Origin of the sequence: Janthinobacterium svalbardense, from assembly GCF_002327145.1 — a bacterium.
Lineage (GTDB): Bacteria > Pseudomonadota > Gammaproteobacteria > Burkholderiales > Burkholderiaceae_D > Janthinobacterium > Janthinobacterium tructae.
In genome coordinates this window covers 5,395,540-5,420,629 of sequence record NZ_CP023422.1, presented here as the reverse complement: position 1 = coordinate 5,420,629, position 25,090 = coordinate 5,395,540, and the positions used below count along the sequence as shown (strand labels likewise).

Sequence of the window (25,090 nt, the reverse complement as noted above, 5' to 3'; positions counted from 1 at the left end):
ATCTTTTTATGTGAATGGAAAATCGGCCGCGTTCCCGGGGGACAGCGGCCTGCGATGCATCAGTACTGGTAGCGCAAGTTCAGCGCCACGTTGCGCGGTTCGCCGTAATAGCCGCCGTTATAGAAACCCACGCGGCGGAAATACGTCTTGTCGAACAGGTTGTTGACATTCAGGCTGGCCGAGAGTTTCGGGCTGATCTGGTAGCGCGCCATCAGGTTGGCCAGCACGTAGCTGCCCTGGCTGACCCGGATTTTGCTTTTGTTCGGCAGGGTGGCCATCGTCCAGATTTCGTTCTGCCAGTTCAAGCCGCCGCCGATGGTGAGATTTTGCAGCTCGCCCGGCAGGCGGTAGGTGGTCGAGACGCGCAGCATGTTGGTCGGCTGGATGGTGTTGGTCACCACGCCTTTGCCCGTCTTCGATTTGCTGTGCGTGTAGCCGGCGAACAGCTGCCAGCCGCTCAAGGGACTGCCCGACACTTCCGCCTCGTAGCCGCGGCTTTTCGTGCCCTTGCCCGTCGAGACATAGGGGAGGCTGCCGTCCGGCAGCACAAAGGTCAGCGGCACCGATCTGTCTTCCTCGCCCAGATTGTCCTGCTTGGCTTCATACACGGCGAACGAGGCGTTCACGGCGCCGTCGAAGAATTCGCTCTTCACGCCCGCTTCCACGTTGCTGCCCGTGATCGGGTCGAGGAAGGCGTTGTTCTTGTCCTTCAGGTTTTGCGGCTTGAACAGGTCCGTGTAGCTGGCGTACAGCGAGGTACTCTTGCTCACATCGAGCACCAGGCCCGCGTAGGGCGTGACGACATCATCCGTCTTGTAGGCCGAGCTGCGCTTTTCAAAACGGCCCTTGGTGTCGTAGCGGTCGTTGTAGGTTTCCCACCTGGAGACGCGCGCGCCGGCCAGCACCTTGAAGCTGTCCGTGACATTGATGCGCGTGGCGATGAAGGCACCCGACTGTTTGGTGGTGGCGACGTCGCGCGCACCCGTGCGCGTCAGGCTGGGTTCGGGCACATCGCCCGTCCAGTTGCGGAAGTCGGGGATGGTGGTGGCAAATGGCAGCGGATCGGGCAGCAAGGTTTCATTCGTCGTGCCGGTGCGCTTCCAGCCGTTCACGCCCAGCACCAGGTCGTGCTGGCGGCCGAACAGGGGGAAGGTGCCGTTGGCCGCCAGGTCGAAGTTGTCCTGCTTTTCATCGTAGGGGAAGGCGCCGCTCCAGACTTCCAGGCCGCTGCCATCGCGTTTCGGATAGCCGCTGCCGCCGTAAAACAGCTTGCCGTTCGAGGAGCTGTTCAGGCGACCGTAGGCGGCCTTGATCTTCCAGTCGTTGGCGAAGCGGTGTTCGAGATAGACATAGCTGTTCTGGAACGCGCGCTCCCAGCTGCTCCACTTGGCCGCCATGTTGAACGAGCGCGGCATGTTGGCGGGCGTGCCATCAGAGAAGAACAGGGGCGTGGTGCCCCAGCTCGTGCCCTTCGGTGTATTTTTCTGGTAGTCGATACCGGCCGTCAGCAACGTTGCAGGCGTCAGGTCCGCCTCGACGATGACGGCGCCCACCAGCTTGCGTTCCTGGTACAGGTCCATATAGGAATGGCGGTTCTGGCCGGCCACGACGACGCGCCCGCGGATGCTGCCATCGGCATTGAGCGGCGCACTGATGTCGCCTTCCAGGCGGACCTTGCTCCAGGAACCCAGCGTCAGGCCGGCCGAGGCGGCGAACTCCTTGCCGGGACGCTTGTGCAGCATGTTGATGGTGGCCGACGGGTCGCCATTGCCGCTGACCAGGCCCGTGGCGCCGCGCACGATTTCGATGCGGTCGTAGATGGCCGTGTCGAACAGCGCATTGGAGCCCGAATTGACGGCCACGCCATCGATCTGGTAATTGCCGATGGAAAAGCCGCGCGCCGAAAAGTTCGTGCGTTCGCTGTCGTTTTCCTGCACCGTCACGCCCGTCGACTGCACCAGCACCTCGGCCAGGCTGTTCAAGCCCATGTCGTCCATGCGCTGGCGCGTCACGACCGAGATCGATTGCGGCGTTTCGCGAATCGACAGGCCCATGCGCGTGGCCGTGGCCATCTGCTTTGTCGTGTAGGAACCCGTATGCTCGGTCGATGCCTTGTCTTGCTGGCCCACTACCTTGATCTCGCTCAAGGTGGCTTCATCGGGCTTGGCCGGCGCCTCGGCAGCCAGGGCCGCGCCGGCGCCCAGTGCTGCCGTCAGCAATGCGGAATGTACGGCGATGGCCAGCGGACGCAGGGCAACGTGGGGAACCGGTGGGGAAAACGGGCCGGTAGCGATACCGGCCAGCGAACGTGCTCGCGCCATGAAACATCCTTCTTCTCGTGTGCCCACCGTCGAGCGGCTGGCGTTGTTGGTATGGGAGGCTTGCTTGGCGGTGGTGCCTGGCTGGCGCAGTCTGTCATCCAGCCGCGCTTCAGTCAGGCGACTGTGTGCAGACTCCGGTGGGAGTCGTAAATGTGAATGAGAACTATTCTTATTATAGTGTGGGGTTGCGAGACATGCAAGAGTGCGATGTTGTAAACGAGCACGGCCGCCCCATTCCTGGCGGCGGCCGTCCCGGGGGGGGGCAAGCGTTACAGCTGGCCGCGCAGGGTCAGCATGGCGTTACGCGGTTCGCCATAGAAGTTGGAACCATAGGCGGCCCACACACGCGTGTAGTATTTCTTGTCGAACAGGTTGTTCACCGTCAGCGACAGCTCCAGCTTGGGACTGAGGCGGTAGCCCGCCTGCAAGCCCACCGTGGTGACGGGGCCCTGCTCGAATTTCACGGGGCCGTTCAGGCGGTACATGCTGCTGACGCTGCGCAAGCCGCCACCCACGCTGATTTTATCGAGCGCGCCGGCCAGCCGGTAATTGGTCCACAGGTTGACATTGTGGCGCGGGGCGATGAAGGTGTACAGCTGGGCCTTCTGGTCGTCGCTGCCTTCGAGGGTGCGCGTGCTGGTGTAGGAATAGCCGCTCGTGATGTTCCAGCCCGGCAGGGGGCTGCCGCTCAGTTCGGCTTCCACGCCCTGGCTGCGCATCTTGCCGGCGCCGATGGAAAACAGCGGGTTGGCCGGGTCGGGCATGACGCGGTTTTCATCTTCCATGCGGAACAGGGCCGCATGCGCATTGACGTTCTTGTCGAACAGCTCCGCCTTCAGTCCCAGTTCGAATTGCTGGCCCGTGCGTGGTTTCAGGGTTTGGCCGGCAGCGTCCGTTGTGCTCTGGGGCGAGAATATGCGCGTGTAGCTGCCGTAGGCGGACACCTGCTTGTCGAGCTCGTAGACCAGGCCCGCGTACGGCGTGAATTTCGCATTGATGGTGTTGCTGACATCGGTGAACTGGTTGAAATACGCATTGCGGTTGACGGTGTGGTTGTCCCAGTGCGTCAGGCGCCCGCCCAGGTTGACGGCCAGCCGTTCCGTCGCCTGCAGGCGGGTGCGCGCGTACAGGCCGAACTGCTTGCTGCGGTTGTCATTGCCGTTGGAAAAGGTGTAGCTGGGCCGGGCGATATTGTTATCCGGATGGACAATATTGATCGGTGCATTGTCGCCGCCGCCATACTGGAAATGCTTGTGCACCTGGCGATAGTCGGCGCCCACGATCAGGTCATGGCTGCGGCCAAACGCCTGGAACGGCGTAGCCAGGTAAGCATCCAGGCCCTGCGTCTTCCAGTGGCTGCGGTAGTTCCAGCTGATCAGGCAGCTGTCGCCCGTGACGGGGTCGGCCGAGCAGTCGGACCAGCCGAAGTTGCGCGATGGCTCATCCTGCTCACGGTACAGGGCCGTCACCTTGACCTGGCCGCCGTTATCCAGTCTATGGTCGAGCTCGGCAAAGTATTCCGTGACCTTTTCCGTGATGTGGTTCCAGGCCGGGTCCAGGTAGGTGGAGCGGGGCACATCGAGCAGGCGCCCGTCTTCATACGCGGGCAAGCCGAAGGCGGGACGGCCCTTGTATTCCTGCCAGGTGACGCCGCCCGTCAGCACGGTGCCCGGCGCCAGATCGACGGCGACGGTGCCGTACAGCAGCGGTTTTTCCGCATACACGTGGTCGACGAAGGAGCGCCGGTGTTCATACGCGGCCACCAGGCGGCCGCGCACCTTGCCGTCCGCGCTCAGGGGACCCGTCACGTCCGCTTCCGCATAGTAGCGGTCCCAGGAACCGGCGCTGAGCACGCCGCTGGCGGCAAAGGTGTCGCGCGCCCGCTTGCGCACCAGGTTGATGGTACCGCCCGGGTCGCCCGCGCCCTGGAACAGGCCGGCGGGACCGCGCAGCACTTCCACGCGGTCATAGATGGCCAGGCCGAAGCCGGCTGACAAGTCATTGCCCGTGCTGGCGGGCGTCATCACGCCATCGACCTGCACCGCATCGAGCGCATAGCCGCGCGAGTAAAAATTGCCGTGGTTGCCGCCCGTGCTGCTCGCTTCGACGGTGATGCCCGTCACGCCGCGCATGGCGTCGTCCAGACTGAGCAAATTCTGGTCGTTCAGTTGCTGGCGCGTCAGCACGGAGACGGACTGGGGAATCTCGCGCAGGCTTTGCCGGCCCTTGCCGATGCTCACCGCCTGCGCCGCATACGACTTGCTCAGCTCGGTATCCGTCGTCGCCTCCTGGCGTGCGCTGACGGTGATTTCCGCCAGGGTCGCCACCTTGCCCGTGGCGGCGGGCGCCGGACGGATGATGACGCTGTTGCCATCGATGCTGGCGGCCAGGCCGCTGCCGGCCAGCAGGCGTTCCAGGCTGTCGGCCACGCTGAGGATGCCGCTGACGGCGGGCGCCGTCTTGCCGGCCACCAGCTCGGGGGCGAACAGCAGTTGCAAATTGGCTTGCCGCGCCAGTTCATTCAGGGCTTGCCCCAGCGGCTGGGCGGCGATGGCCAGCTTGACGGTGGGCGCCGTTTGCGCCTGTGCCAGGGGAATGCTGCCCAGGGCCAGCATGGCGGCCAGGGCGAGGGGGGCGGGTGTCAGATTGAGGCGGGGGACCACATGTTGCATTTCTCCAGGTTAATTTGTTGTCGATTAACTTGGTAGACGCGGCAGCGGACAAAATCCTCACCTGAGAATGCGAACTATTTGCATTTATTTTTCAGGCAGCCGCATCGCAGGGGCTTGCGCCGGCATTTTTGCCGCCATGCGGATCTCGCTGACGCCGCCGCTGCGCACGACCTGGACGGGCAGCAGCTGCGGCAAGGCAGAGGCGAAGCGGTCGAGCTGTGTCAGGCTGAAACTGCCGCCGATGCGCAGCCTGGCCACGGCGGGATCGCGCACGGCCAGGCCCGTGTCGCCATAGCGCTCAAATTCGGCCAGCGCCGCGCCCAGCGGCACATTGTCGAAGGTGACACGACCGTCGCGCCACGGCGCCACGCTGCCTGGGGCCAGGCTGGCGACTTCAGACAGGCGGCCGCCGGCATCGCTGCTGACGCCCTGGCCGGCTCGCAGGTCGACCAGGTCTTGCCGCGCGCCCGCCACGCGCACCTGGCCATGCTGCACGGCCACGCGCAACTGGCCGTCGTGGGCCAAGGTGTTGCGCACGGAAAACTGCGTTCCCACCACCGTCACCGTCAAAGGACCGCTGAGCACGTTGAAAGGCTGGCCTTGCTTCGCTTGCACCTGGAACAGCGCTTCGCCGTGCGCCAAGCGCACTTCGCGGCGCTGGCGGTACAGGGTGACGTGCAGCTGCGTGGCCGTATCGAGCTGTAGCTTGCTGCCGTCGGGCAGGGCAACGGCCAGGCGCTGGCCGCGCGCGGTGGCATACGCCTGGCTGAACGTGGGTTGCTGTTGCCACCACTGGTAGGCGCCCGCGCCCACGCTGAGCAGCAGCATGGCGGCGGCCGCATACGGCAGCACGCGCAGGGAGCGCAGAAGCGGGCGGCGGGGAAATGGCGCTGGCGCCGCCGGTGGCACTGCCCAGCGCGCGGCCACCTGCGCGGGAATTGTGCGCGCGGCGCGGTGCGTATCCTTTAGCTGCGCATATGCTTGCGCGTGCTGCGCATCGGCTGCCAGCCAGGCGGCAAAGTCGGCCTGTTGCTGCACATCAAGGTTGCCGCGCCGGCTGAACCAGGTGGCGGCCGCCAGCGCTACCGGGTCTTGCGTGGTGGCAAAGTCGGCGTACTCGCGCATGTCCGCCTGCTCCTGGGCGGAGGGGCCGAAAGCATGGCGGGGCGGAAGGGCGGTCATGGGCGCCATTATGTGGCTTCCCGCAAAGAATGCAACTGCGCCTGGCAACTGAGCATGCCGCGCGCGATATGTTTTTCCACCATGCTCACGGAAATGCCCATGCGCGCGGCGATTTGTGCGTGCGGCAACTCCTCGAAGACATGCAGCACGAAGGCGTCGCGACAGCGCGGCGGCAAGGCGTCGATGGCGGCCACGCAGGCTTGCCAGTCCTGGCTGCTTTCCAGCGCCTGCTCCGGCTGCAAATGGCGTGGTGCGGCCGGATGCGCCGTTTCCGGCAGGGCGTCGAGTTCCTCGTGCTGGCGCAAGGCGGCACGCCGGTGCTGGTCGATCAGCAGGTTGCGCGCCGTGTGGTACAGCAGCGCGCGTGGTTCGCGCACGGCCGCTTCGCCCAGCACGCGCGCATAGCTTTCCTGCACCAGGTCAGCAGCGGCTTCGCGGTTGCGCAAGCTGCGCCAGCAAAAGTTCAACAGTTCTTGGTAATAGCGTGCAACCACGGCGTCCGATGTATGAGTCCGCAGCCAGGAATGCCGCATATGAGAATGATTCTCATTATATGTCATGCCGGGATGTCACGCTAAGCGGTTTGCCGCACCGTGGCAGGCGTACAACGCTTTGCCTCACGGCCAGCATCGGTTAACATGGGAAGTTAATAAGGAGGCAAGATGGATATTCAAATTATCAATACGGCGCCGATGGCTGGCCAGCGGCCCGGCACCTCGGGCTTGCGCAAGAAGGTGGCGGTCTTCAGTGCCCCGCAATACCTGGAAAACTTCGTGCAAAGCGTGTTCGACACGCTCGGCGACTGCCATGGCCAGACGCTGGTGCTGGGCGGCGACGGGCGTTACTACAACCGCGCGGCCATCCAGACGGTGCTGCGCATGGCAGCCGCGCACGGCTACGCGCGCGTGCTGCTGGGGCAGGGTGGCATCCTGTCGACGCCGGCCGTCAGCTGCGTCATCCGCAAGCATGGCGCCAGCGGCGGCCTCATCCTGTCGGCCAGCCATAATCCGGGCGGCCCCGATGGCGATTTCGGCATCAAGTACAACATCGCCAATGGCGGCCCGGCACCAGAAAAGGTCACGGAAGCCATGTTTGCGCGCACGCAAAGCATCACCGAGTACCGCATCAGCGATGCTGCCGACATCGACCTCGATGCGCCGGGATTGACGCGCATCGAGCAGATGACGGTCGAAGTGATCGACCCGGTTCTTGACTACGCGGAACTGATGCAGCAGCTGTTCGATTTCGACGCCATCCGCGCCCTGTTCGCGGGCGGCTTGCGCATCTGCTTCGACGGCATGCACGCCGTCTCCGGCCCGTATGCGACGGCCATCCTGGAAGGCATGCTGGGCGCGCCGAAGGGCAGTGTCATCAATGGTGTGCCCCTGGAAGACTTCGGTGGCGGCCATCCCGACCCGAATCCCGTCAACGCGCAGGAATTGATTGCCATCATGGCCGCCGCCGATGCACCGGACTTCGGTGCCGCCTCGGACGGCGACGGCGACCGCAACATGATCGTCGGCCGGCGCTTCGACGTGACGCCCTCGGACAGCCTGGCGATTTTGGCCGCCAACGCCACTGTGGCGCCCGGCTACCGTGGGGGCTTGAAGGGTATCGCCCGCTCCATGCCCACATCGGGAGCGGCCGACCGGGTCGCTAGCGCGCTGGGCATCCCGTGCTACGAGACGCCGACGGGCTGGAAATTCTTCGGCACCCTGCTCGACGCCGGCATGGCCACCCTGTGCGGCGAGGAAAGCTACGGCACGGGCTCGAACCACGTGCGCGAAAAGGATGGCCTGTGGGCCGTGCTGTTCTGGCTCAACCTGCTGGCAGAGAAAAAACAATCGGTGGAAGACATCGTGCGCGCGCACTGGGCCACGTATGGCCGTAACTACTATTCGCGCCACGATTATGAAGACATCGACAGCGCCGGTGCGCAGCAGCTGATGGACGCCGTGCGCGGCCAGCTGGCCGCCTTGCCGGGCCAGGCAGTCAATGGCTACACGGTGGCGCTGGCCGACGATTTCAGCTACACGGACCCCGTCGACGGCTCGGTGGCGACGCAGCAGGGCATCCGCATCATCATGACGGATGGCGCGCGCATCGTGCTGCGCCTGTCCGGCACGGGCACCGATGGCGCCACCCTGCGCCTGTACCTGGAGCGCTACGAAGCCGATGTTGCGCAACATGGCATCCCGACCCAGGAGGCGCTGGCGGGACTGATCGCCGTGGCCGAGCAGCTGGCGCAGATCCGCGAGCGCACGGGGCGCGATGCACCGACGGTGACGACGTAAAAAAAGGGCGCCCTCGGGCGCCCTTCTTGATTGCGGCCAGATTACAGCGCTATCACGCCTTGCCCGGCACTGCGGCCTGGCGGTAGTTGTCGACCATCTTGTAGTTGCGTGCATACAGGCCGAAGGCCAGCATGGCCACCGCTGCAAAGGCGGCGAAGAAGAACATCTGGAAGGCCGTCACGCTGATGCCGCTCTCGGCGATCTTGCCGATCACGCCTTCGTTCATGACGCTGCGGTTGACGATCAGCACCCACAGGTTGCCCACCGTGGTCGACAGATTCCAGAAGCTCATGATGGCGCCCTTCATGGAGACCGGCGCCTGGCTGTAGGCAAACTCCAGCCCTGTCGCCGAGACCAGCACTTCGCCGAAGGTCAGCAAGGCGTACGGCAGGATTTGCCACATGATGGAGACGGCGTTGCCGCTGTCGAGGGCCAGCTGCAAGAGGCCAATGACGATCCACGCCAGCGAGGAAAAGCCGATACCGGCCGTCATGCGGCGCAGGGCCGTCGCTTCCAGGCCGAAGCGGTTCAGCATCGGGTACAGCACCAGGTTATTGAACGGGATCAGCAGCATCACCAGCATCGGGTTCAGCGCCTGCATCTGCGCCGGCAGGAACCAGCTTGGTTTTTCCATGGTGTTCGCTTGCACGATCCAGGTCGAGGCCTTCTGGTCGAACAGCGAGAAGAACGGCGTGACGAGGGCGAAGATGACGAGGATGCGCAAGACGGCGCGCACGCCTTCGACGGCTTCATCCGGATGGATGCCGCGTGCGCGTTCCAGCTGCATGGCCGTGCCGATGCTGCCGAAGGCCAGCAGCAAGACCAGCGCGGTACACGCTGCAATCACGAAGCCCCATTCGGGAATGCTGTAGAACGCATACAGGGCGCCGATCACGCCGACGTAGGCCACATACAGGCCGGGACGCGAACCGCCATCGACACGGGCCAGCAGGGCCGTGCGGGCGACGCGGGTAAACGAGTCGGGATTCGGCGGCGCCGGCGGCACGTGCACGTACTTCTTGGCGCCCATCCAGAAGACGAGGGTAGCGGCCAGCATCATCAGGCCAGGGATGCCGAAGGCGATCGAGGGACCAAAGTCGCGCAGGAACATCGGCATCAGCAGCGAGGCGAAGAAAGAGCCGAAGTTGATGATCCAGTAGAACAGGTCGAACACCAGCTTGGCCTTGTGCTTGTTGGTCTGGTCGAACTGGTCGCCGACAAACGAGGCCACCAGCGGCTTGATACCGCCGGAACCGAAGGCGATCAGGAACAGGCCGAAATAAAAGCCGTTGACGCTGTTTTCAAACAGGGCCAGGCAGGCATGGCCGGCGCAATACACGAGGCTGAGCCAGAAGATGGTGTTGTACTTGCCAAAGAAGCGGTCGGCCAGCCAGCCGCCCAGCAGCGGGAAGAAGTACACGCCGATGACGAAGGTGTGGAAGACGTGCTTGGCTTCGCCCGTGCGTTGATCGATCGGGATCATCAACAGCAAGGTGCTGATGAGGAACGGCGTCAGGATGTTGCGCATGCCATAAAAGCTGAAGCGTTCGCAGCCTTCGTTGGCGATGATGTACGGTATTTGCCGGGGCATCTTGCCCGTGGCGGTTTGTGTCTCGGCCGATGACATTGGCTCTCCCCCAAGTTTTTTTTGTAAGCCGCGATGCTAAGGCCTGCCGCGTTTGCTTGCAACAGAAAAAACGGCCTGTCCGCTATTTCGCAGAGATTTGTAAGGTATTGATTTTCATAAAGACATTACTTTCGGCACTTGCGCTTGCACTGGCACTTGCACGAGCGGAGCGGGGCAGCAGCAGCTGCAGTGGCAGCATGCCCTCCGCTGCCGGACCGTCCGCCAGGGTAAAACCGCAACCCAGGTACAGGGTCAACGCAGCGTGGTTGTCCTGCGCCACGGCCAGGCGAATGCGGGCCAGCTCGGGAATGGCGCAGGCATGGTCGATGGCGGCCTGCACCAGTTGCCGTCCCGCGCCGCGTCCACGCGCCTGCGGCGCCACATACACGCCCCACAGGCTGGCCTTGTCATGCACGACGGCGATCGGTTCGCGGCGCAGGCCGGCAATGGCGATCAATTGTTCCTCGTTGAAAGCGCCAAATATTATTTGGTGCGAGGTGGCGCGCAAGCGCTGGGCGATCTGTGCCAGCGGCAAGCCGCTTTCCGCTGCGTGCGTGGTGCAGAAGGCGGTGGGCAGTTCGGCGATGCCGGCCAGGCGCAGCGCGCGGTAGGCGCTGGCGTCGTCTGGTGCAAGGGGGCGGACAGAGGTGGTGGGCATGTGAGCGAGTATCGGGCTTCGATGTCAGAAAGTAAACCTTGCGCTGCAACGCCAGCGTCCCTGGCCATCGCGCCCGCAGCCAGCCTGGGGCGTTATTGCGTGGCGATGCGCTGCATGGGCGCGCTGTCCTTGCGCCATTGTTCCAGGCTGATCAGGTCACCGTTGACGATATCGTCCACAAGGATGCGCTTGCCGTCGGGCGTGACGACAAAGCTTTCCCAGCGGTGGGCCGCGTCGGGCGTGCTTTCGAAAAAGCTCAGCTGATAGCAGGCGACGCCATCGACGAGGCGCGTTTCCGGCGACGTTTCCATTACGGCGCCGTGCGCGCGGCCGCCGCTAGCCTTTTCGATATGCGCCGACCAAGCCTTGATTTCCGGCAAAGCCATCAGCGCATCGACGGCGCGCGCGTTCTGCTCCTGCGCCGCCTGGCTGTTCCCGGCCGGGGCATTGCCGTCGTGCGGGGCGGACTGCTGGTGCAGGTAGAAAGCGCCGAGGCCGGCGGCCAGCAAGCCGGCCAGGATGCCGGCGATGATGGTAGTTTTGGAAGAAGAGGCGCGTGGCGGCATGATGGTGGCATGAGAAAGAAGGACGATGGCGGCCATGCTAAAGCAAAACGCGCAGGCCGGCAATCGCCGGGCTTGCCAACGGGCTTGCTAACGGGTTTGCCAAACGGGTTTGTTAAATACATAGGCGAAAAAAAGCCACCTTCCGTAGAAGATGGCTTTCGGGGCTGCCGGGCAGGCGCAAACAGCTTTTGGTCTGCCTGTCCAGGCCCGGCATAGGCATCCCCGCGCGCCGTCGCCTGCGGGCGGGGATGCCGGGCTTACATCATGCCGTCCATGCCGCCCATGCCACCCATGCCGCCGCCCATGCCGCCGCCTGCTTTGTCGTCAGCGATTTCGCAGACCATGCAGTCGGTTGTCAGCATCAGCGAAGCGATCGAAGCGGCGTTTTGCAGCGCCGAACGGGTCACTTTGGCTGGGTCCAGGACGCCCATTTCGACCATGTCGCCATACGTGCCGTTGGCAGCGTTGTAGCCGTAGTTGCCCGTGCCAGCCAGTACGGCTGCCACGACGACCGAAGCTTCTTCGCCAGCGTTTTGCACGATCATGCGCAGTGGCTCTTCCATTGCGCGCAGGACGATCTTGATACCGGCATCTTGATCAGGATTGTCGCCCTTGACCGTGATGTTGGCGCGTGCGCGCAGCAGGGCTACGCCGCCGCCTGGCACGATGCCTTCTTCCACGGCAGCGCGGGTAGCGTGCAGTGCATCTTCAACGCGGGCTTTCTTTTCTTTCATTTCGACTTCGGTGGCTGCGCCAACCTTGATCACGGCAACGCCGCCAGCCAGTTTGGCGACGCGCTCTTGCAGTTTTTCACGGTCGTAGTCCGAGGTCGCTTCTTCGATCTGTACACGCACTTGTTTCACGCGTGCTTCGATCGAGGCAGCTTCGCCGGCGCCATCGATGACGATGGTGTTTTCCTTGCCCACTTCGATGCGTTTCGCCTGGCCCAGTTCGGCCAGGGTCACTTTTTCCAGGGTCAGGCCGACTTCTTCAGCGATCACTTGGCCGCCGGTCAGGACAGCGATGTCTTCCAGCATGGCTTTGCGGCGGTCGCCGAAGCCAGGTGCTTTCACTGCGCAAGTTTTCAGGATGCCGCGGATGTTGTTCACAACCAGGGTCGCCAGCGCTTCGCCTTCGATGTCTTCTGCGATGATCAGCAGTGGACGGCCAGCTTTTGCGACTTGTTCCAGTACCGGCAGCAGGTCACGGATGTTCGAGATTTTCTTGTCGCACAGCAGGACGAATGGGCTGTCCAGGACGGCAACTTGTTTCTCTGGGTTGTTGATGAAGTATGGCGACAGGTAGCCGCGGTCGAATTGCATGCCTTCAACGATGTCCAGTTCGTCGTTCAGCGACTTGCCGTCTTCCACGGTGATGACGCCTTCTTTGCCGACTTTTTCCATCGCTTCAGCGATACGCTCGCCGATTGAGTAGTCCGAGTTCGCCGAGATCGCGCCAACTTGGGCGATTTCTTTGGTCGTGGTGCAAGGACGGGCGATTTTCGCCAGTTCTTCGACGGTGGCAGCAACTGCTTTGTCGATACCGCGCTTCAGGTCCATCGGGTTCATGCCGGCGGCAACGAACTTCATGCCTTCGCGTACGATGGCTTGTGCCAGCACGGTGGCGGTGGTGGTGCCGTCGCCGGCGTTGTCACTGGTGCGGGAAGCAACTTCCTTGACCAACTGAGCACCCATGTTCATTTGCTTGTCTTTGAGTTCGATTTCTTTCGCTACCGACACGCCATCCTTGGTGACGGTAGGGGCGCCGAACGAGCGCTCCAGGACCACGTTGCGGCCTTTCGGGCCCAGCGTTACTTTGACTGCGTTGGCGAGGATGTTGACGCCTTCGACCATCTTGGCGCGCGCTGCGTCGCCGAATATTACTTCTTTAGCTGCCATGTTCAATTCTCCTGAGTTTCGGGATGTGTCTGTCTACAACGTGGAAACAATTACTTGACGACGATCGCCATGATGTCTTCTTCGCGCATGACCATCAGCTCATCGCCGTCAACTTTGACGGTTTGGCCGGCGTACTTGCCGAACAGGACGCGGTCGCCCACTTTGACATCCAGAGGACGGACTTTGCCGTCGTCGAGAATCTTGCCATTGCCTACGGCAAGGACTTCGCCTTGATCCGGTTTTTCAGCAGCTGCATCAGGAATGATGAGGCCGGACGCAGTTTTGGTTTCCTGGTCGAGGCGTTTGACGATGACGCGATCGTTCAATGGGCGCAGATTCATACAAAACTCCTTAAAGTTCAATGGATAAGTGTTGCTAAATGAATACATGTCCGGCACAGCGCCAGACCTGCTTTCAGTGACCGCCGTTGAAAGCAGCCCGCAACGGTCAAGCAAACCCCATGTCATCCTGTCCTTGCCTGTATCCGGCAGTGGTGCATCGCGGCGTCGCCCGCCGCGTAGCGTTCCCTGCAGTGGTCTGGCAAGCACCATCAGTCCTGAGGATTGCTACGAAAGAGTTTGTTAGCACTCTCTACTAACGAGTGCTAATTATAGGGACGGTATGGGTCAACTTCAAGGGCTTATTCAAGAGGAACATATAGATAGATGCTGAGCAGAGCCTGCATCTACACAGGGTTTGCGCCAGCACAAGCCGCGTTCCCGGGCGTCAGCAACAGCAGCGACTCTAGCATGCCGCCCGGATGGGGGGCGTTCCTGTACGCGCAGGAAACAGAGTTTTACTATGAAATTTGATAAGATGATTGCAATTGCATATCAATATTGCCACATATCGCCACTTGCACCAGAAAGAACGCCATGCCATTTCCTGTTTCCCGTCCCGCGCTGCGCCTGCTGTGCGCTACCGTTATCGGCCTCGCCTGCCTGGGCAATGCCGCCGCGCACACGCCCACCATCGTCGACGAGATCAGCGTGGCGGCCCTCACGCCGCTGGAAAAGAAGATGCTGCTCAATGACTTGTTCAACGATTTGAACAAGGATGACGACGACCAGGAAGCGCACGTATGGGACAACGGCGGCGACAGTGGCGTGCTGGTGAAAGTCACGTATAACTTCAGCAACTCCGGCATGACGGAGCACAGCCTGAAGGCGCACGTCTGCCGCGACCTGAAATTCGTCGTCACGGCGGGCGGCAAGTCGCAAGACTTGAGCCGCCGCACCTGTTCGCAGAACAGCGGCAACTGGGATGTGCAGGGCAAGGACCCGGCGCCCGTCGTGTATCCGCCGTTCCTGTCCGACGTCACCATCGCCAAGCTCAATGCGAAAGAACAACAAGCCCTGCTGACGGCCGCCGTGCGCACCTTGAAAGATGAAGAGGATGGCAAGACGCGCCAATGGAGCAACAAGGGCTTGGGCAATGCGGCGCCGCTGGCAGTGCGCCTGACGCCCTCGGGGACGGACGCCAAGCCTGGCAGCTACGGCCGCACTTGCCGCGACTTGACGATGGTGCTTGACGGCAAGGGCGGACAACAGACGCTGGTGCGCCGCTCTTGCGAAAACCGTTATGGCGGACTCGATATCGAAGCCGATTACGTCGACGAGTAAAACGCCGCCATCGCGGCGCTGGCAGATGCGCGCACTTGGCGAAAAGCGCCGGAAAAAGCGTGTATTGTCCGCCAACTGCCCTGCATTGATGTAAATATGTGTGACAGCGGCGTGATTCGATTGACGCCCATGGAGCGTCCGCCCTATAGTGGCGGGATGATTTCCGAATTCAACGAATTATCCGACAAGATAGGCCTGCTGGCCGAAATGACCCATGCGCTGCGCCGTGAAAACGCGCAATTGCGCAAGGACAATGCCGCGCTGGCCGCCGAGAACGCCCTGTATGTGCAGCGCATGCGCGAGGCGCAGGAGCGGGTGGAAGCGTTGCTGGAAAAAATTCCCGAACTGGTGCAAGCCGGCCTGGAGCAAGCCGCTTCGGAAGCGGGCGCCTACATTGCCGAGAACGAGAAGGAAGCGTAATGCCGCGTGTCGATGTCAATATCATGGGCCAGTCCTACAGCATGGTGTGCCGCGACGGTGAAGAGCGCGCACTGCGCGAAGCGGCAATCTATCTCGATAGTAAAATGAAAGCCATCCGCGACGCGGGCAAGGTCAAGGGCAATGACCGCATCGCCGTGCTGGCCGCCTTGGGCGTGGCCGCCGAATTCCTCTCCGTGAAGTCGCCGCAAGGTCCGCTGTCGGAATTGACGATACTCGAAGTGAAGCAAAAGATCTCGGCCATGCACACCGTCCTGGACAGCGCATTGACGCCCCAGGAAAACCTTTTTTAAGCGCGTCCGCGACGATTTGTCTTTGCGATGCGCGACCAAAGGAGTAAACTTGGGTCTACCCTGCAGTGTTCGCGATTGCCATATATTCCTTGAACCATTTATGCGCATCGGTTGCGAATTTTGTTTGATGGGAGTGAGCGTCGCTCGTTCGACGAACCCGAAATTGAACTAACGTGACCACCTTGAACCGTTTGGTTCGGGATGCCGGCATAGCGGCACAGGCGGGGCCTAATTTGCACGAACTGGCAATACAAAGAAAACGGTTGCAGCATTGATGCGCAACCGTTTTTTTACGTCTGTCGCTTTCACACGGAGTCTAGATGAAACAATATTGGCTGATGAAATCCGAACCCGATGAAGTAAGCATCGACGACCTGATGGCAGCGCCCAAGCACACCATGCCCTGGTTTGGCGTGCGCAACTACCAGGCGCGCAACTTCATGCGCGATGGCATGCAGCCGGGCGATGGCGTGCTGTTTTATCACTCCAGCTGCCCGCAGCCGGGCGTGGCGGGCGTGGCCGAAGTGGCCAGCGGCGCGTATCCCGATCACAGCCAGTTTGAAGAGGGCGGCAAGTACTTCGATCCGAAGGCGACGCCTGAACAGCCGCGCTGGATCAGCGTCGACGTGCTGGGTGTAAAGAAGACGGCGCTGCTGCCCCTGTCCGAGATGCGCCAGATGCCGGAGCTGGAAGACATGCTGCTGTTGAAGAAGGGCAGCCGTTTGTCCATCACGCCCGTGACGCCGGCGCAATGGAAAGTGATTACAAGCAGGTTGAAGGCCTAGGGCGGCCGATCAGGCGTCCGCCACGCGCGCCTTGGTGGGCGGGGTGCCCATCACCTGGCTTTTATACGCCCACACCAGCAGCGCGATGGCGCCGACGATCATCGGCAGCGAGAGCATCTGGCCCGAGGTGATCGGTACGCCCAGCCAGACGACTTCCCAGTCCGGCGTGCGGAAGTATTCCGTGAAGAAGCGCGCGCAGCCGTACAGCAGGGTGAACATGGCGCCCACGGCCATGCGCGGGCGCTGCTTGCGCGCATACAGCCACAGGATGATGAACACCAAAATGCCGTCGACCAGCATCTGGTAGAGGGGCGACGGGTGCACAGGATACGGAATGCCTGGCCACTGCATGGCCCACGGCAGGGTTTCCGGGGCGATGCGGCCCGGCAGTTCGGCATTGATGAAGTTGCCCAGGCGGCCGGCGGCATAACCGAGCGGCACCAGTGGGGCGATGAAGTCGAGCACGTCGAACAGATTGCGGCCCGCCTTGCGGCTCCACAGATACATGGCCAGGATGACGCCCAGGAAGCCGCCATGGAAGGACATGCCGCCATGCCAGACCATGAAGATCTCCAGCGGATTGTGCATGAAGTATTCGGGGCGGTAGAACAGCACTTCGCCCAGGCGCCCGCCGATCACCACGCCCAGCATGCCGTAGAACAGCATGTCATCAAGGTCTTCCTTCTTCCAGCCCAGCACGGCGATATGCGGCTGCTTGATGCGCACTCTGCCCAGGAGAATGAACAGGGCAAAGGCCAGTACATACATCAGGCCGTACCAGTGCACGGCGAGCGGGCCGATTTGTATGGCGATCGGGTCGGGCATCGGGTGTATCAGCATGGGGTTTCTTTCTTTGTTTAAAGCGAAGGTTGCGTAGTATGGGGGCGCTTGCGGTTTTTTGCCTTAGCGGCCACTTAATTTAAGGGGCAGTCGCGCTGATCTGCTTGCGCAGCAGCGCCAGGAAACCCTGCAGCACGGCGGACGGATTGTCGCGGCGCCAGGCCAGGCCCGTTTCCACCAGCGGCGTGGCGTCCTGCAGCGGCCTGTATTCTACGCCCGGGCGCATCAGATTCGATACCGATTGTGGCACAAGCGCGATGCCCATGCCAGCCGAGACGAGGCTGACGATGGTTTGCATCTGGATCGCTTCCTGGCCGATCTGCGGCGTGATGCCGGCCGCGCGGAACACGCCGAGGATGGCGTCGTGCAGGGCGGGCGATATCGCGCGCGGGAAAATGATCAATGGCAGGGGGGGCAAGTCGCGCAGGCGCACCGGTCCCGGCGTATTTAATATGTCGAGGCCGGACGGCGCGGCCAGCACCAGCCCTTCGGTCAGCACGGGCAGGTAATCGAGTTCACCTTTCGCCTTTTCGGGCAGGGGCGGGATCAACAGGCCCGCATCCGTGCGCCCGGCAAGCAATTCGTTCAGCTGCAAATCGGAGGTGGCTTCCTGCAGCGCGATCTGCACCTGCGGATAGGCGGCCTGGTAAGCGCGCAGCAGCGGCGGCAGCACGCTGTAGTCGGCCGAGGAAACGAAAGCCAGGCTCAGACGCCCCGCCTCGCCCTGCGCGGCCCGCCGCACCAGCGCGGGCAAATCGAGCGCCTGCGCCAGCAAGCGGCGCGCCTCGGGCAGCAGGGCCATGCCGGCAGGCGTCAGCTGCACTTCGCGCCGGGTGCGCACGAACAGGGGCGCGCCCAGCAGCTCTTCCAGCGCCATGATGGTTTGCGACAGGGGCGGCTGCGTCATGTGCAGGCGCGCGGCGGCGCGGCCGAAGTGCAATTCCTCGGCAACGGTGACAAAGTAGCGCAGCTGGCGCAGTTCGAGATTCATATGTGTTTCCATGCGGATTGATTGCTGTGATATGCAAAACGACTCACAGACATGTGCATCATATATTTGACAGTGGGGCGCGCGCAAGGCACTCTGACGTACCCCCCACTGCATACAGGGTTTTGTTGCGAACTTTTCTGCAAATCCGCGCAGTCAGGCATCAATCATCCTTGGAAGGACCCCATCATGCCGCAATACCGCTCCCGCACCACCACCCACGGCCGCAACATGGCTGGCGCCCGCGCCCTGTGGCGCGCCACCGGCATGAAGGATGGCGACTTCGACAAGCCGATCATCGCCGTCGTCAACTCGTTCACGCAATTCGTGCCCGGTCACGTGCACCTGAAAGACCTGGGCCAGATGGTGGCGCGCGAAATCGAGGCGGCCGGCGGCGTGGCCAAGGAATTCAACACCATCGCCGTCGATGACGGCATCGCCATGGGCCACGGCGGCATGCTGTATTCGCTGCCTTCGCGCGACCTGATCGCCGACTCCGTGGAATACATGGTCAACGCCCACTGCGCCGACGCCATGGTGTGTATCTCGAACTGCGACAAGATCACGCCGGGCATGCTGATGGCCGCCATGCGCATCAACATCCCCGTCGTGTTTATTTCCGGCGGGCCGATGGAAGCGGGCAAGGTCATCAAGGTGGTCAACGGCACGCAGAAGATCATCAAGCTCGATCTGGTCGACGCCATGATCAAGGCGGGCGACAGCAGCGTGTCCGACGCCGACGTGGCGGAAATCGAGCGTTCGGCCTGCCCGACCTGCGGTTCCTGCTCCGGCATGTTTACGGCCAACTCGATGAACTGCCTGACCGAGGCGCTGGGCCTGGCCCTGCCCGGCAATGGCACCATCCTGGCCACGCACTCGGACCGCCAGCAGCTGTTCCTGCGTGCGGGCCGTTTGATCGTCGAACTGGCCAAGCGCCACTATGAGCAGGACGATTACTCGGTGCTGCCGCGCTCGATCGCCACCAAGGCGGCATTTGAAAATGCCATGGCGCTCGACGTCTCCATGGGCGGCTCGACCAACACCGTGCTGCACTTGCTGGCCGCCGCGCACGAGGCGGAAGTGGAGTTCACGATGGCCGACATCGACCGCATCTCGCGCAAGGTACCGTGCCTGTGCAAGGTGGCGCCGATGACGGACAAATACCATATCGAAGACGTGCACCGCGCGGGCGGCATCGTGGGGATTCTGGGCGAACTGGCACGCGCCGGCCTGCTCAACACCACTTTACCGACCATCCACGCGCCGACCCTGGCCGACGCCATCGCGCAAAACGACATCATGTGCACGGACAATCCGGCCGTGCATGAACTGTTCCGCGCCGCCCCGGGCGGCGTGCCGACGCAGACGGCGTTCTCGCAGTCGGAGCGTTTTGCCGCCGTCGACATGGACCGTGCCACCGGCTGCATCCGCGACAAGGCGCATGCGTACTCGCAGGATGGCGGCCTGGCCGTCCTGTACGGCAACCTGGCCGAAAAGGGCTGCATCGTCAAGACGGCTGGCGTCGATGAAAGCATTTTGAAATTCTCGGGCAAGGCGCGCGTGTTTGAAAGCCAGGATACCGCTGTTGCAGCGATTTTGGCCGATACCGTGCATGAGGGCGACGTCGTCATCATCCGCTACGAAGGCCCGAAAGGCGGCCCCGGCATGCAGGAAATGCTGTATCCGACCTCGTACATCAAATCCAAGGGCCTGGGCAAGGCGTGCGCGCTGTTCACGGACGGGCGCTTTTCGGGCGGTTCCTCGGGCCTGGTGATCGGCCACGCTTCGCCGGAAGCGGCCGAAGGCGGCGCCATCGGCCTGGTGGAAGAGGGCGACTTCATCGACATCGACATCCCCGAGCGCAGCATCAACCTGCGCGTGACCGATACCGAGCTGGCCGCGCGCCGCGCCGCCATGGAAGCGAAGGGCGACGATGCCTGGCTGCCCGTCAAGCGCGAGCGCTACGTGTCGCAGGCGCTGCAGGCGTATGCCGCGCTGACGACGTCGGCCGACCGCGGCGCCGTGCGTGACCTGTCGCAGCTGAAAAAGCAGAAACGCTGATTTGTTGTATAAGTGCGACGGCCGGCCCCGTTTGACCGTGCGGGGCCGCCTGTCGTTACATCGCCTTACAAACAACATGGTCATGCGTGCGCAGATGGGGCAGAATATGAGTGCCTAATCGCTACTACATTGCGTTACTACATTGAAACGCTTGATCTGGGCTCGTGGTGCATCTGCGGAAACACAGTAAAATGCCGCAGGAAGTAACTTTGGAGAAAAGACAATGAAACGTTTTATGTTGGTGAGTGTATTGACCGTATCGGCTCTGGCATCGCAAGCAGCGTTGGCCAATCCGGACCTGGCGAAAGCAAAAAACTGCATGGCTTGCCATGCGGTGAGCACGAAACTGGTGGGTCCTGCGTATAAAGACGTGGCGGCCAAATATGCCGGTCAAAAAGACGCGGAAGCCAAGCTCGTGGCGAAAGTCATGAAGGGCGGTTCCGGCACCTGGGGCGCGATCCCGATGCCAGCCAATCCGCAAGTGAGCGATGCGGAAGCCCATACCCTGGTTAAATGGGTACTGGCACAGAAATAATCTGTGCCGCAGTACCTGCAATTAGCGCGCCGGCAATCCCGGCGCATTTTTTTTGCCTGCTGCATCTAAATTGCCCAGGCCTTCCAATGTCGTTCGCACCGCCTCGTCGAGCGGCGTATGCGGCTCCTGGCCCAGCACGGCCAGCAAGCGCGCATTCTCCATGCGCAAGGGCGTTTGCCACAGATAGCGCATCTCGCGCATCTCGCGCAGGGTCGCCACGAACGGCGACGCCAGCGCCACCAGCCACCATGGAAAGCGCCGGATGGCGGGCGTGGCTCCCGTGGCCTGTTTCACCACGCGGGCAATCGCCCCCGTCATTTGCCGGCCGTCGTGGTCCCAGTGGCCGGCCATGTGAAAGCGCGCAAACGCGGGCAAGGTGGCGCGCATGGTCAGCAATTGCAGCATCGTGCGCGCCACGTCGGGCAGGTAGGACCATTGATGGCCCACGCCGGGCGCGCCCGGATACAGCACGCTGCGCACGCTCTGGCCAGGCTTGACGAGGCCCTGCGAAAACCAGTTATTGCCGGCGCGGGGGCCGAAGAAGTCGCCCGCGCGCACGATCAGCACCCTGGCACCCTGCGTGCTGGCCTGTTCCAGCCGTGCTTCCAGTTCCACGCGGATGGCGCCTTTGCGCGTCTGCGGGTGCTGCGGCGCGTCCTCTGCCAGCACGGGAAACGCATCGGGGCCAAAGTTGTACACGGTGCCAGGCAGCACGATGGTGGCGCCTTCGGCGATGGCGGCTGCGATGGTGTTGTCGAGCATGGGCAGCACCAGCCGGCCCCAGTGGCGGTAGCCGGGCGGGTTGACGGCGTGCACGATGACGGCGCAGCCTTTGGCGGCCGCCAGCACGTCCGCGCGCGACAGCGCATCGCCGCGCAGCCATGCAACACGGTCGCCGTGCTCCGGCTGCGTTTCTCCCCGCGTCAAGGCGCGTACCTGCCAGCCCGCCGCCAGGAGCTGGCGCAGCATCTCGCCGCCGATGCCGCCCGTGGCACCCAGTACCAATACTGTTTTGTCCATATTGTCCTCCGTGTGGTTGATGGCGCCAGTATCTGCCGCGCAAGGCTCATTGGGAATTGACGAACATCGAGCAGAGGCTATACATTTATGTATGACTACCGCCATTGCCTGGGAATATTACCGTTCGCTGCTGGCCGTGCTGCAGCACGGCTCGCTGTCCGGCGCGGCCCGCGCGCTGGGCATCACGCAGCCCACCGTCGGCCGGCACATCGCCGCTCTGGAAAAGGAGCTGGGTGCGACCCTGTTTACGCGCTCCCAGCAGGGCTTGCTGCCCACGCAAGTGGCGCTGGCGCTGCGGCCCCATGCGGAAACCATGGAGCACACGGCCGCCCTGATGCAGCGCGCCGCCAGCAGCCAGGGGCAGGGCGTGGCCGGTGTCGTGCGCATCGCCGCCAGCGAAGTGGTGGGCGTGGAAGTGCTGCCGACGATATTGGCCCGCTTGCGCGAACGCCATCCGGAACTGGTCATTGAACTGGTGTTGAGCAACAAGGTGCAGGATTTGCTGCGCCGCGAAGCGGATATCGCCGTGCGCATGCTGCGGCCCCGCCAGGAACAGCTGGTGGCGCGCAAGGTGGGCGATATCGAACTGGGCCTGCATGCGCACGCGGATTACCTGGCGCGCCATGGCACGCCGGCCGGATTGCCGGATCTGGCGCAACACGCCGTCATCGGCTACGACGAGGCGAGTCCCTTCGTGCGCAACGCGGGCGCCGCCTTTGAGGGTTTTGCGCGGGAAAACTTTGCCTGGCGCAGCGACAGCGACCTGGCGCAACTGGCCCTGATACGCGCGGGCGCCGGTATCGGCGTGTGCCAGGTGGGGCTGGCGGCGCGCGATCCAGCCCTGCGGCGCGTGTTGCCGCAAGCGTTTGCGCTACCGATGGAAACCTGGGTCACCATGCATGCAGACTTGCGCGGCAGCCTGCGCTGCCGCGCCACCTTCGACGCGCTGGCCGAAGGTTTACTCGCTTACGTGGCTGAACAGCCGCTTACTTGATGACTTCCATCTTGGTTTTCTTGCCATCGCGGTACGTAAAGAGCGTCAGCGCGCCATCCTTGATGTCGCCGTTGGCATCGAACGAGATCGGACCCGTCACGCCCTGGTAGTGCACCTTGGCCAGGAATGGCAGGTAGACGGACGGTTTCGACGATTTCGCGTCGGCCATGGCGGTGGCCATGGTCATCACGGCATCGTACACATACGGCGCGTACAGCTGCACTTCCATATTGTATTTCTGCTTGTAGCGGGCGCGGAAATCGTCCATGCCTTTTTGCTGCGTGCCCGTCACGCCGCCCGCTTCCGCGCAGGTGACCATGTCTTCGCCCACGGCGTCGCCGGCCAGCTTGCCCAGCGGTTCCGTGCACAGGCCATCACCACCCATGAACTTGGCCTTGATGCCCAGCGCCTTCATCTGGCGCAGCATGGGGCCGCCCACGGAATCCATGCCGCCGAAGAAGATCAGGTCGGGATTTTTCGACTTGATGCTGGTCAGGATGGCATTGAAGTCGGTCGCGTTGGCATTCGTAAATTCCTTGCCGACGATTTGCACGCCTGGCGCCGCCTTTTTGGCGCCCTTGACGAACTGTTCCGCCACGCCCTGGCCGTAAGCCGTGCGGTCATCGATGACGGCGATTTTCTTCGCCTGCAGCTTGCCCACGGCATACGCGCCCAGCGTTCCGCCCAGCTTGTTGTCATTGGCCACCACGCGGAAGGCCGTGTTGAATTTCTGCTGCGTGTACGTCGGGTTGGTGGCGGCCGGCGAAATCTGCGGAATGCCGGCATTGAAGTAAATGCGCGAGGCGGGAATCGTCGTGCCCGAGTTCAGGTGGCCGACGACGCCGTTGACCTTGGCATCGACCAGCTTTTGCGCCACCGCCGTGCCCTGCTTGGGATCGGCTGCGTCATCTTCGGGCACCAGCACGAATTTGACGGCTTTGCCGTCGATCTTGAAGCCTTTGGCGTTCAAATCCTCGATCGCCATCTTGGCCGCATTCTCGTTATCCTTGCCCAGGTGGGAGCTGGCGCCAGAGACCGGGGCGACGTGGCCTATCTTGATGATTTCCTGCGCGCCCGCATGGCCGGCAAAAGCGAGGGCGAGGGCGAGAGGAAGGACTTTGGTCTTGAGCAGCATAAACATTCTCCAATGGATAAAGATACGGCGGCGTCTCGTGAAACCGCTACGACTGGCGGTACGTGTGAAGAAAGGTACAACAAAAAACAGGCGGCGCAAAGCCGCATTTGGGGCTTTTTGCATTTTGTCGTCACAATCACCAAACTGAGGCGCGATGCACCGGTTTCGCAGGCGCGAGCGCACCAAAGAATGGCGTTGTAGAGAATACAGGTGTAGGAGAAGTCGGACCTCAAAGGTCCTGAAATTGACAACACCTGACAAAACCGTAGCGAGCGGAAGGGAGAGGTGGCTAAGAAGCGCAACCGTACTTTAGTACGGTGAGCATCGCAGGCCGCCTATACCGACGCGCAGTAGGTTTTGACAGGTGTCACTGCAAATGCCCCAGCTCATGGCTGACCGCATGCGCCACGATCTGTTCCAGCGATTGCTGCAAGTCTGCGCGCAATGCGCCGCGCATGCCGATCAGGGCGTTTTGCAGGGCCGTCTGCAAGACGTGGGCGATGCGTTCTTCCAGCAGATGGTCGATCTTGCCCTGCACCTGGTGCAGGATGCGCTGCGTCAGCCGCTGTTCGATGGCGTCCCAGTCGGGTTGTGCCACCGCTGGCGGCAACGCCGGCGTTGCCTCGATAGCAGGCTCGGCTGGGATGGCGGGCGCCACCTCCGGCCCCAGCAGCACCTCCGTCAGCAGGGGAATGCCCTGGTCGAATGGCTGCTGGCTCATGCTTTCCCCGCCACGAAGTGCGTCAGCTGCACGTCTTGCTGGCGGTAGTGCAGGAAACGCTGGCGGCCCGCCTGCGCATCTTGCGCATCCATGGAGACGATTTCAAAGACGCGCTGGAATTGCGCGTAATTGGCGGGCGGCAACTGCGACAGGTTGACGAGGATGTCGTGGTGCGGCAGCTCCGCCGCCGCGTCAGCGGTCAGGATGATGGGCGTTTGCGTGGCCAGCGGGTCGCCGGCCAGCACGTGCGGCAGGAAATCCGTGGCGGAAATGGTCCACATGGCGCTGTTCAAGGCGTCGAGCTGGGCGCTGTCGGCTGCCAGCACGACCACCTTGTTGCCAGCCATATACGCCTTGCGCGCCAGGCGGCAGGCGTAGGCCAGCTTGTCCGGCACATTGGTATGAAAATCGACGCGGGTCATGGCGCTGCTCATATCACC

Annotated in this window: 23 protein-coding genes and 1 other RNA gene; 9 read left to right on the top strand and 15 right to left on the bottom strand. The window is 62.7% G+C overall.

The window, feature by feature from the left end; all coding sequences use genetic code 11:
* Positions 1–59: 59 nt before the first annotated feature.
* From CNX70_RS24140 to CNX70_RS24125, 4 genes are all read right to left on the bottom strand, one after another.
* Positions 60–2,321 (bottom strand): TonB-dependent siderophore receptor, encoded by a 2,262-nt coding sequence (locus CNX70_RS24140; protein ID WP_096237614.1) that lies wholly within the window; start codon positions 2,319–2,321, stop codon positions 60–62.
* A 269-nt stretch (positions 2,322–2,590) separates the two neighbouring features.
* Complete coding sequence (locus CNX70_RS24135; RefSeq protein WP_096237613.1) at positions 2,591–4,993, bottom strand: TonB-dependent siderophore receptor; 2,403 nt, start codon at positions 4,991–4,993, stop codon at positions 2,591–2,593.
* 84 nt (positions 4,994–5,077) lie between these two features.
* The gene (locus CNX70_RS24130) at positions 5,078–6,175 is read right to left on the bottom strand and encodes a FecR family protein (RefSeq protein ID WP_167389715.1); all 1,098 of its coding nucleotides are present in this window, start codon (positions 6,173–6,175) and stop codon (positions 5,078–5,080) included.
* 8 nt (positions 6,176–6,183) lie between these two features.
* Positions 6,184–6,669, bottom strand: coding sequence for a sigma-70 family RNA polymerase sigma factor (locus CNX70_RS24125; RefSeq protein WP_208624458.1), 486 nt, complete (start codon positions 6,667–6,669; stop codon positions 6,184–6,186).
* Between the two features lie 168 nt (positions 6,670–6,837).
* Here CNX70_RS24125 and CNX70_RS24120 point away from each other — a divergent pair, with 168 nt between their 5' ends.
* A complete protein-coding gene (locus CNX70_RS24120; RefSeq protein WP_096237610.1) occupies positions 6,838–8,469 on the top strand; it encodes an alpha-D-glucose phosphate-specific phosphoglucomutase in 1,632 nt (543 codons plus the stop codon).
* Positions 8,470–8,521: 52 nt separating this feature from the next.
* On the opposite strand, the gene CNX70_RS24115 is transcribed toward CNX70_RS24120, so the two are convergent.
* From CNX70_RS24115 to groES, 5 genes are all read right to left on the bottom strand, one after another.
* Positions 8,522–10,096, bottom strand: a complete 1,575-nt coding sequence (locus CNX70_RS24115) for a POT-type proton-dependent oligopeptide transporter (protein WP_096237609.1) — start codon at positions 10,094–10,096, stop codon at positions 8,522–8,524.
* 82 nt (positions 10,097–10,178) lie between these two features.
* Positions 10,179–10,754, bottom strand: coding sequence for a GNAT family N-acetyltransferase (locus CNX70_RS24110; protein ID WP_096237608.1), 576 nt, complete (start codon positions 10,752–10,754; stop codon positions 10,179–10,181).
* A gap of 92 nt (positions 10,755–10,846) precedes the next feature.
* Positions 10,847–11,356: a hypothetical protein gene (locus CNX70_RS24105; RefSeq protein ID WP_244198939.1), complete on the bottom strand. Its 510-nt coding sequence runs from the start codon at positions 11,354–11,356 to the stop codon at positions 10,847–10,849.
* A 221-nt stretch (positions 11,357–11,577) separates the two neighbouring features.
* Positions 11,578–13,218, bottom strand: coding sequence for a chaperonin GroEL (groL, locus tag CNX70_RS24100; RefSeq protein ID WP_096237607.1), 1,641 nt, complete (start codon positions 13,216–13,218; stop codon positions 11,578–11,580).
* Positions 13,219–13,268: 50 nt separating this feature from the next.
* Positions 13,269–13,559 carry a co-chaperone GroES gene (groES, locus tag CNX70_RS24095; protein WP_096237606.1) on the bottom strand — a complete coding sequence of 97 codons (291 nt, stop codon included), beginning with the start codon at positions 13,557–13,559 and terminating at the stop codon, positions 13,269–13,271.
* A 534-nt stretch (positions 13,560–14,093) separates the two neighbouring features.
* Between groES and CNX70_RS24090 the strand changes: the two genes are divergently transcribed.
* The 5 genes from CNX70_RS24090 to CNX70_RS24070 all read left to right on the top strand — a co-directional run bounded on the left by CNX70_RS24090 (position 14,094) and on the right by CNX70_RS24070 (position 16,356).
* Positions 14,094–14,840 (top strand): hypothetical protein, encoded by a 747-nt coding sequence (locus CNX70_RS24090; RefSeq protein WP_096237605.1) that lies wholly within the window; start codon positions 14,094–14,096, stop codon positions 14,838–14,840.
* A gap of 129 nt (positions 14,841–14,969) precedes the next feature.
* A complete protein-coding gene (locus CNX70_RS24085; RefSeq protein ID WP_306594795.1) occupies positions 14,970–15,260 on the top strand; it encodes a DUF904 domain-containing protein in 291 nt (96 codons plus the stop codon).
* Positions 15,260–15,571 carry a cell division protein ZapA gene (locus CNX70_RS24080; RefSeq protein WP_034747344.1) on the top strand — a complete coding sequence of 104 codons (312 nt, stop codon included), beginning with the start codon at positions 15,260–15,262 and terminating at the stop codon, positions 15,569–15,571. The genes CNX70_RS24085 and CNX70_RS24080 overlap by 1 nt, the downstream gene beginning before the upstream one ends.
* 54 nt (positions 15,572–15,625) lie before the next feature.
* Positions 15,626–15,803: non-coding RNA, 6S RNA (gene ssrS, locus CNX70_RS24075), on the top strand.
* Between the two features lie 88 nt (positions 15,804–15,891).
* On the top strand, positions 15,892–16,356 hold the full coding sequence (locus CNX70_RS24070) for an EVE domain-containing protein (RefSeq protein ID WP_096237604.1): 465 nt from the start codon (positions 15,892–15,894) through the stop codon (positions 16,354–16,356).
* A 9-nt stretch (positions 16,357–16,365) separates the two neighbouring features.
* On the opposite strand, the gene lgt is transcribed toward CNX70_RS24070, so the two are convergent.
* A complete protein-coding gene (gene lgt / locus CNX70_RS24065; RefSeq protein WP_096237603.1) occupies positions 16,366–17,196 on the bottom strand; it encodes a prolipoprotein diacylglyceryl transferase in 831 nt (276 codons plus the stop codon).
* Positions 17,197–17,275: 79 nt separating this feature from the next.
* Positions 17,276–18,187 carry a LysR family transcriptional regulator gene (locus tag CNX70_RS24060; RefSeq protein ID WP_096237602.1) on the bottom strand — a complete coding sequence of 304 codons (912 nt, stop codon included), beginning with the start codon at positions 18,185–18,187 and terminating at the stop codon, positions 17,276–17,278.
* Positions 18,188–18,373: 186 nt separating this feature from the next.
* On the opposite strand from CNX70_RS24060, the gene ilvD reads away from it, so the two are divergent.
* Together ilvD and CNX70_RS24050 are read left to right on the top strand one after the other, a co-directional pair.
* Positions 18,374–20,245: a dihydroxy-acid dehydratase gene (gene ilvD, locus CNX70_RS24055; RefSeq protein WP_096237601.1), complete on the top strand. Its 1,872-nt coding sequence runs from the start codon at positions 18,374–18,376 to the stop codon at positions 20,243–20,245.
* Positions 20,246–20,468: 223 nt separating this feature from the next.
* On the top strand, positions 20,469–20,780 hold the full coding sequence (locus CNX70_RS24050; RefSeq protein WP_071075742.1) for a c-type cytochrome: 312 nt from the start codon (positions 20,469–20,471) through the stop codon (positions 20,778–20,780).
* A 21-nt stretch (positions 20,781–20,801) separates the two neighbouring features.
* On the opposite strand, the gene CNX70_RS24045 is transcribed toward CNX70_RS24050, so the two are convergent.
* Positions 20,802–21,800 carry an NAD-dependent epimerase/dehydratase family protein gene (locus CNX70_RS24045; protein WP_096237600.1) on the bottom strand — a complete coding sequence of 333 codons (999 nt, stop codon included), beginning with the start codon at positions 21,798–21,800 and terminating at the stop codon, positions 20,802–20,804.
* A 91-nt stretch (positions 21,801–21,891) separates the two neighbouring features.
* Between CNX70_RS24045 and CNX70_RS24040 the strand changes: the two genes are divergently transcribed.
* Entirely contained in the window at positions 21,892–22,794 is a 903-nt protein-coding gene (locus CNX70_RS24040) for a LysR family transcriptional regulator (protein ID WP_096237599.1), read from the top strand.
* Here the strand turns inward: CNX70_RS24040 and CNX70_RS24035 are convergent.
* The 3 genes from CNX70_RS24035 to CNX70_RS24025 all read right to left on the bottom strand — a co-directional run bounded on the left by CNX70_RS24035 (position 22,787) and on the right by CNX70_RS24025 (position 25,072).
* Positions 22,787–23,929, bottom strand: coding sequence for a branched-chain amino acid ABC transporter substrate-binding protein (locus CNX70_RS24035; protein ID WP_096237598.1), 1,143 nt, complete (start codon positions 23,927–23,929; stop codon positions 22,787–22,789). The two genes, CNX70_RS24040 and CNX70_RS24035, sit on opposite strands and share 8 nt — an antisense overlap.
* A 367-nt stretch (positions 23,930–24,296) precedes the next feature.
* Entirely contained in the window at positions 24,297–24,650 is a 354-nt protein-coding gene (locus CNX70_RS24030) for a DUF2486 family protein (protein WP_096237597.1), read from the bottom strand.
* Positions 24,647–25,072 (bottom strand): DNA polymerase III subunit chi, encoded by a 426-nt coding sequence (locus CNX70_RS24025; RefSeq protein WP_096238656.1) that lies wholly within the window; start codon positions 25,070–25,072, stop codon positions 24,647–24,649. The genes CNX70_RS24030 and CNX70_RS24025 overlap by 4 nt, the downstream gene beginning before the upstream one ends.
* Between the last annotated feature and the right edge of the window lie 18 nt (positions 25,073–25,090).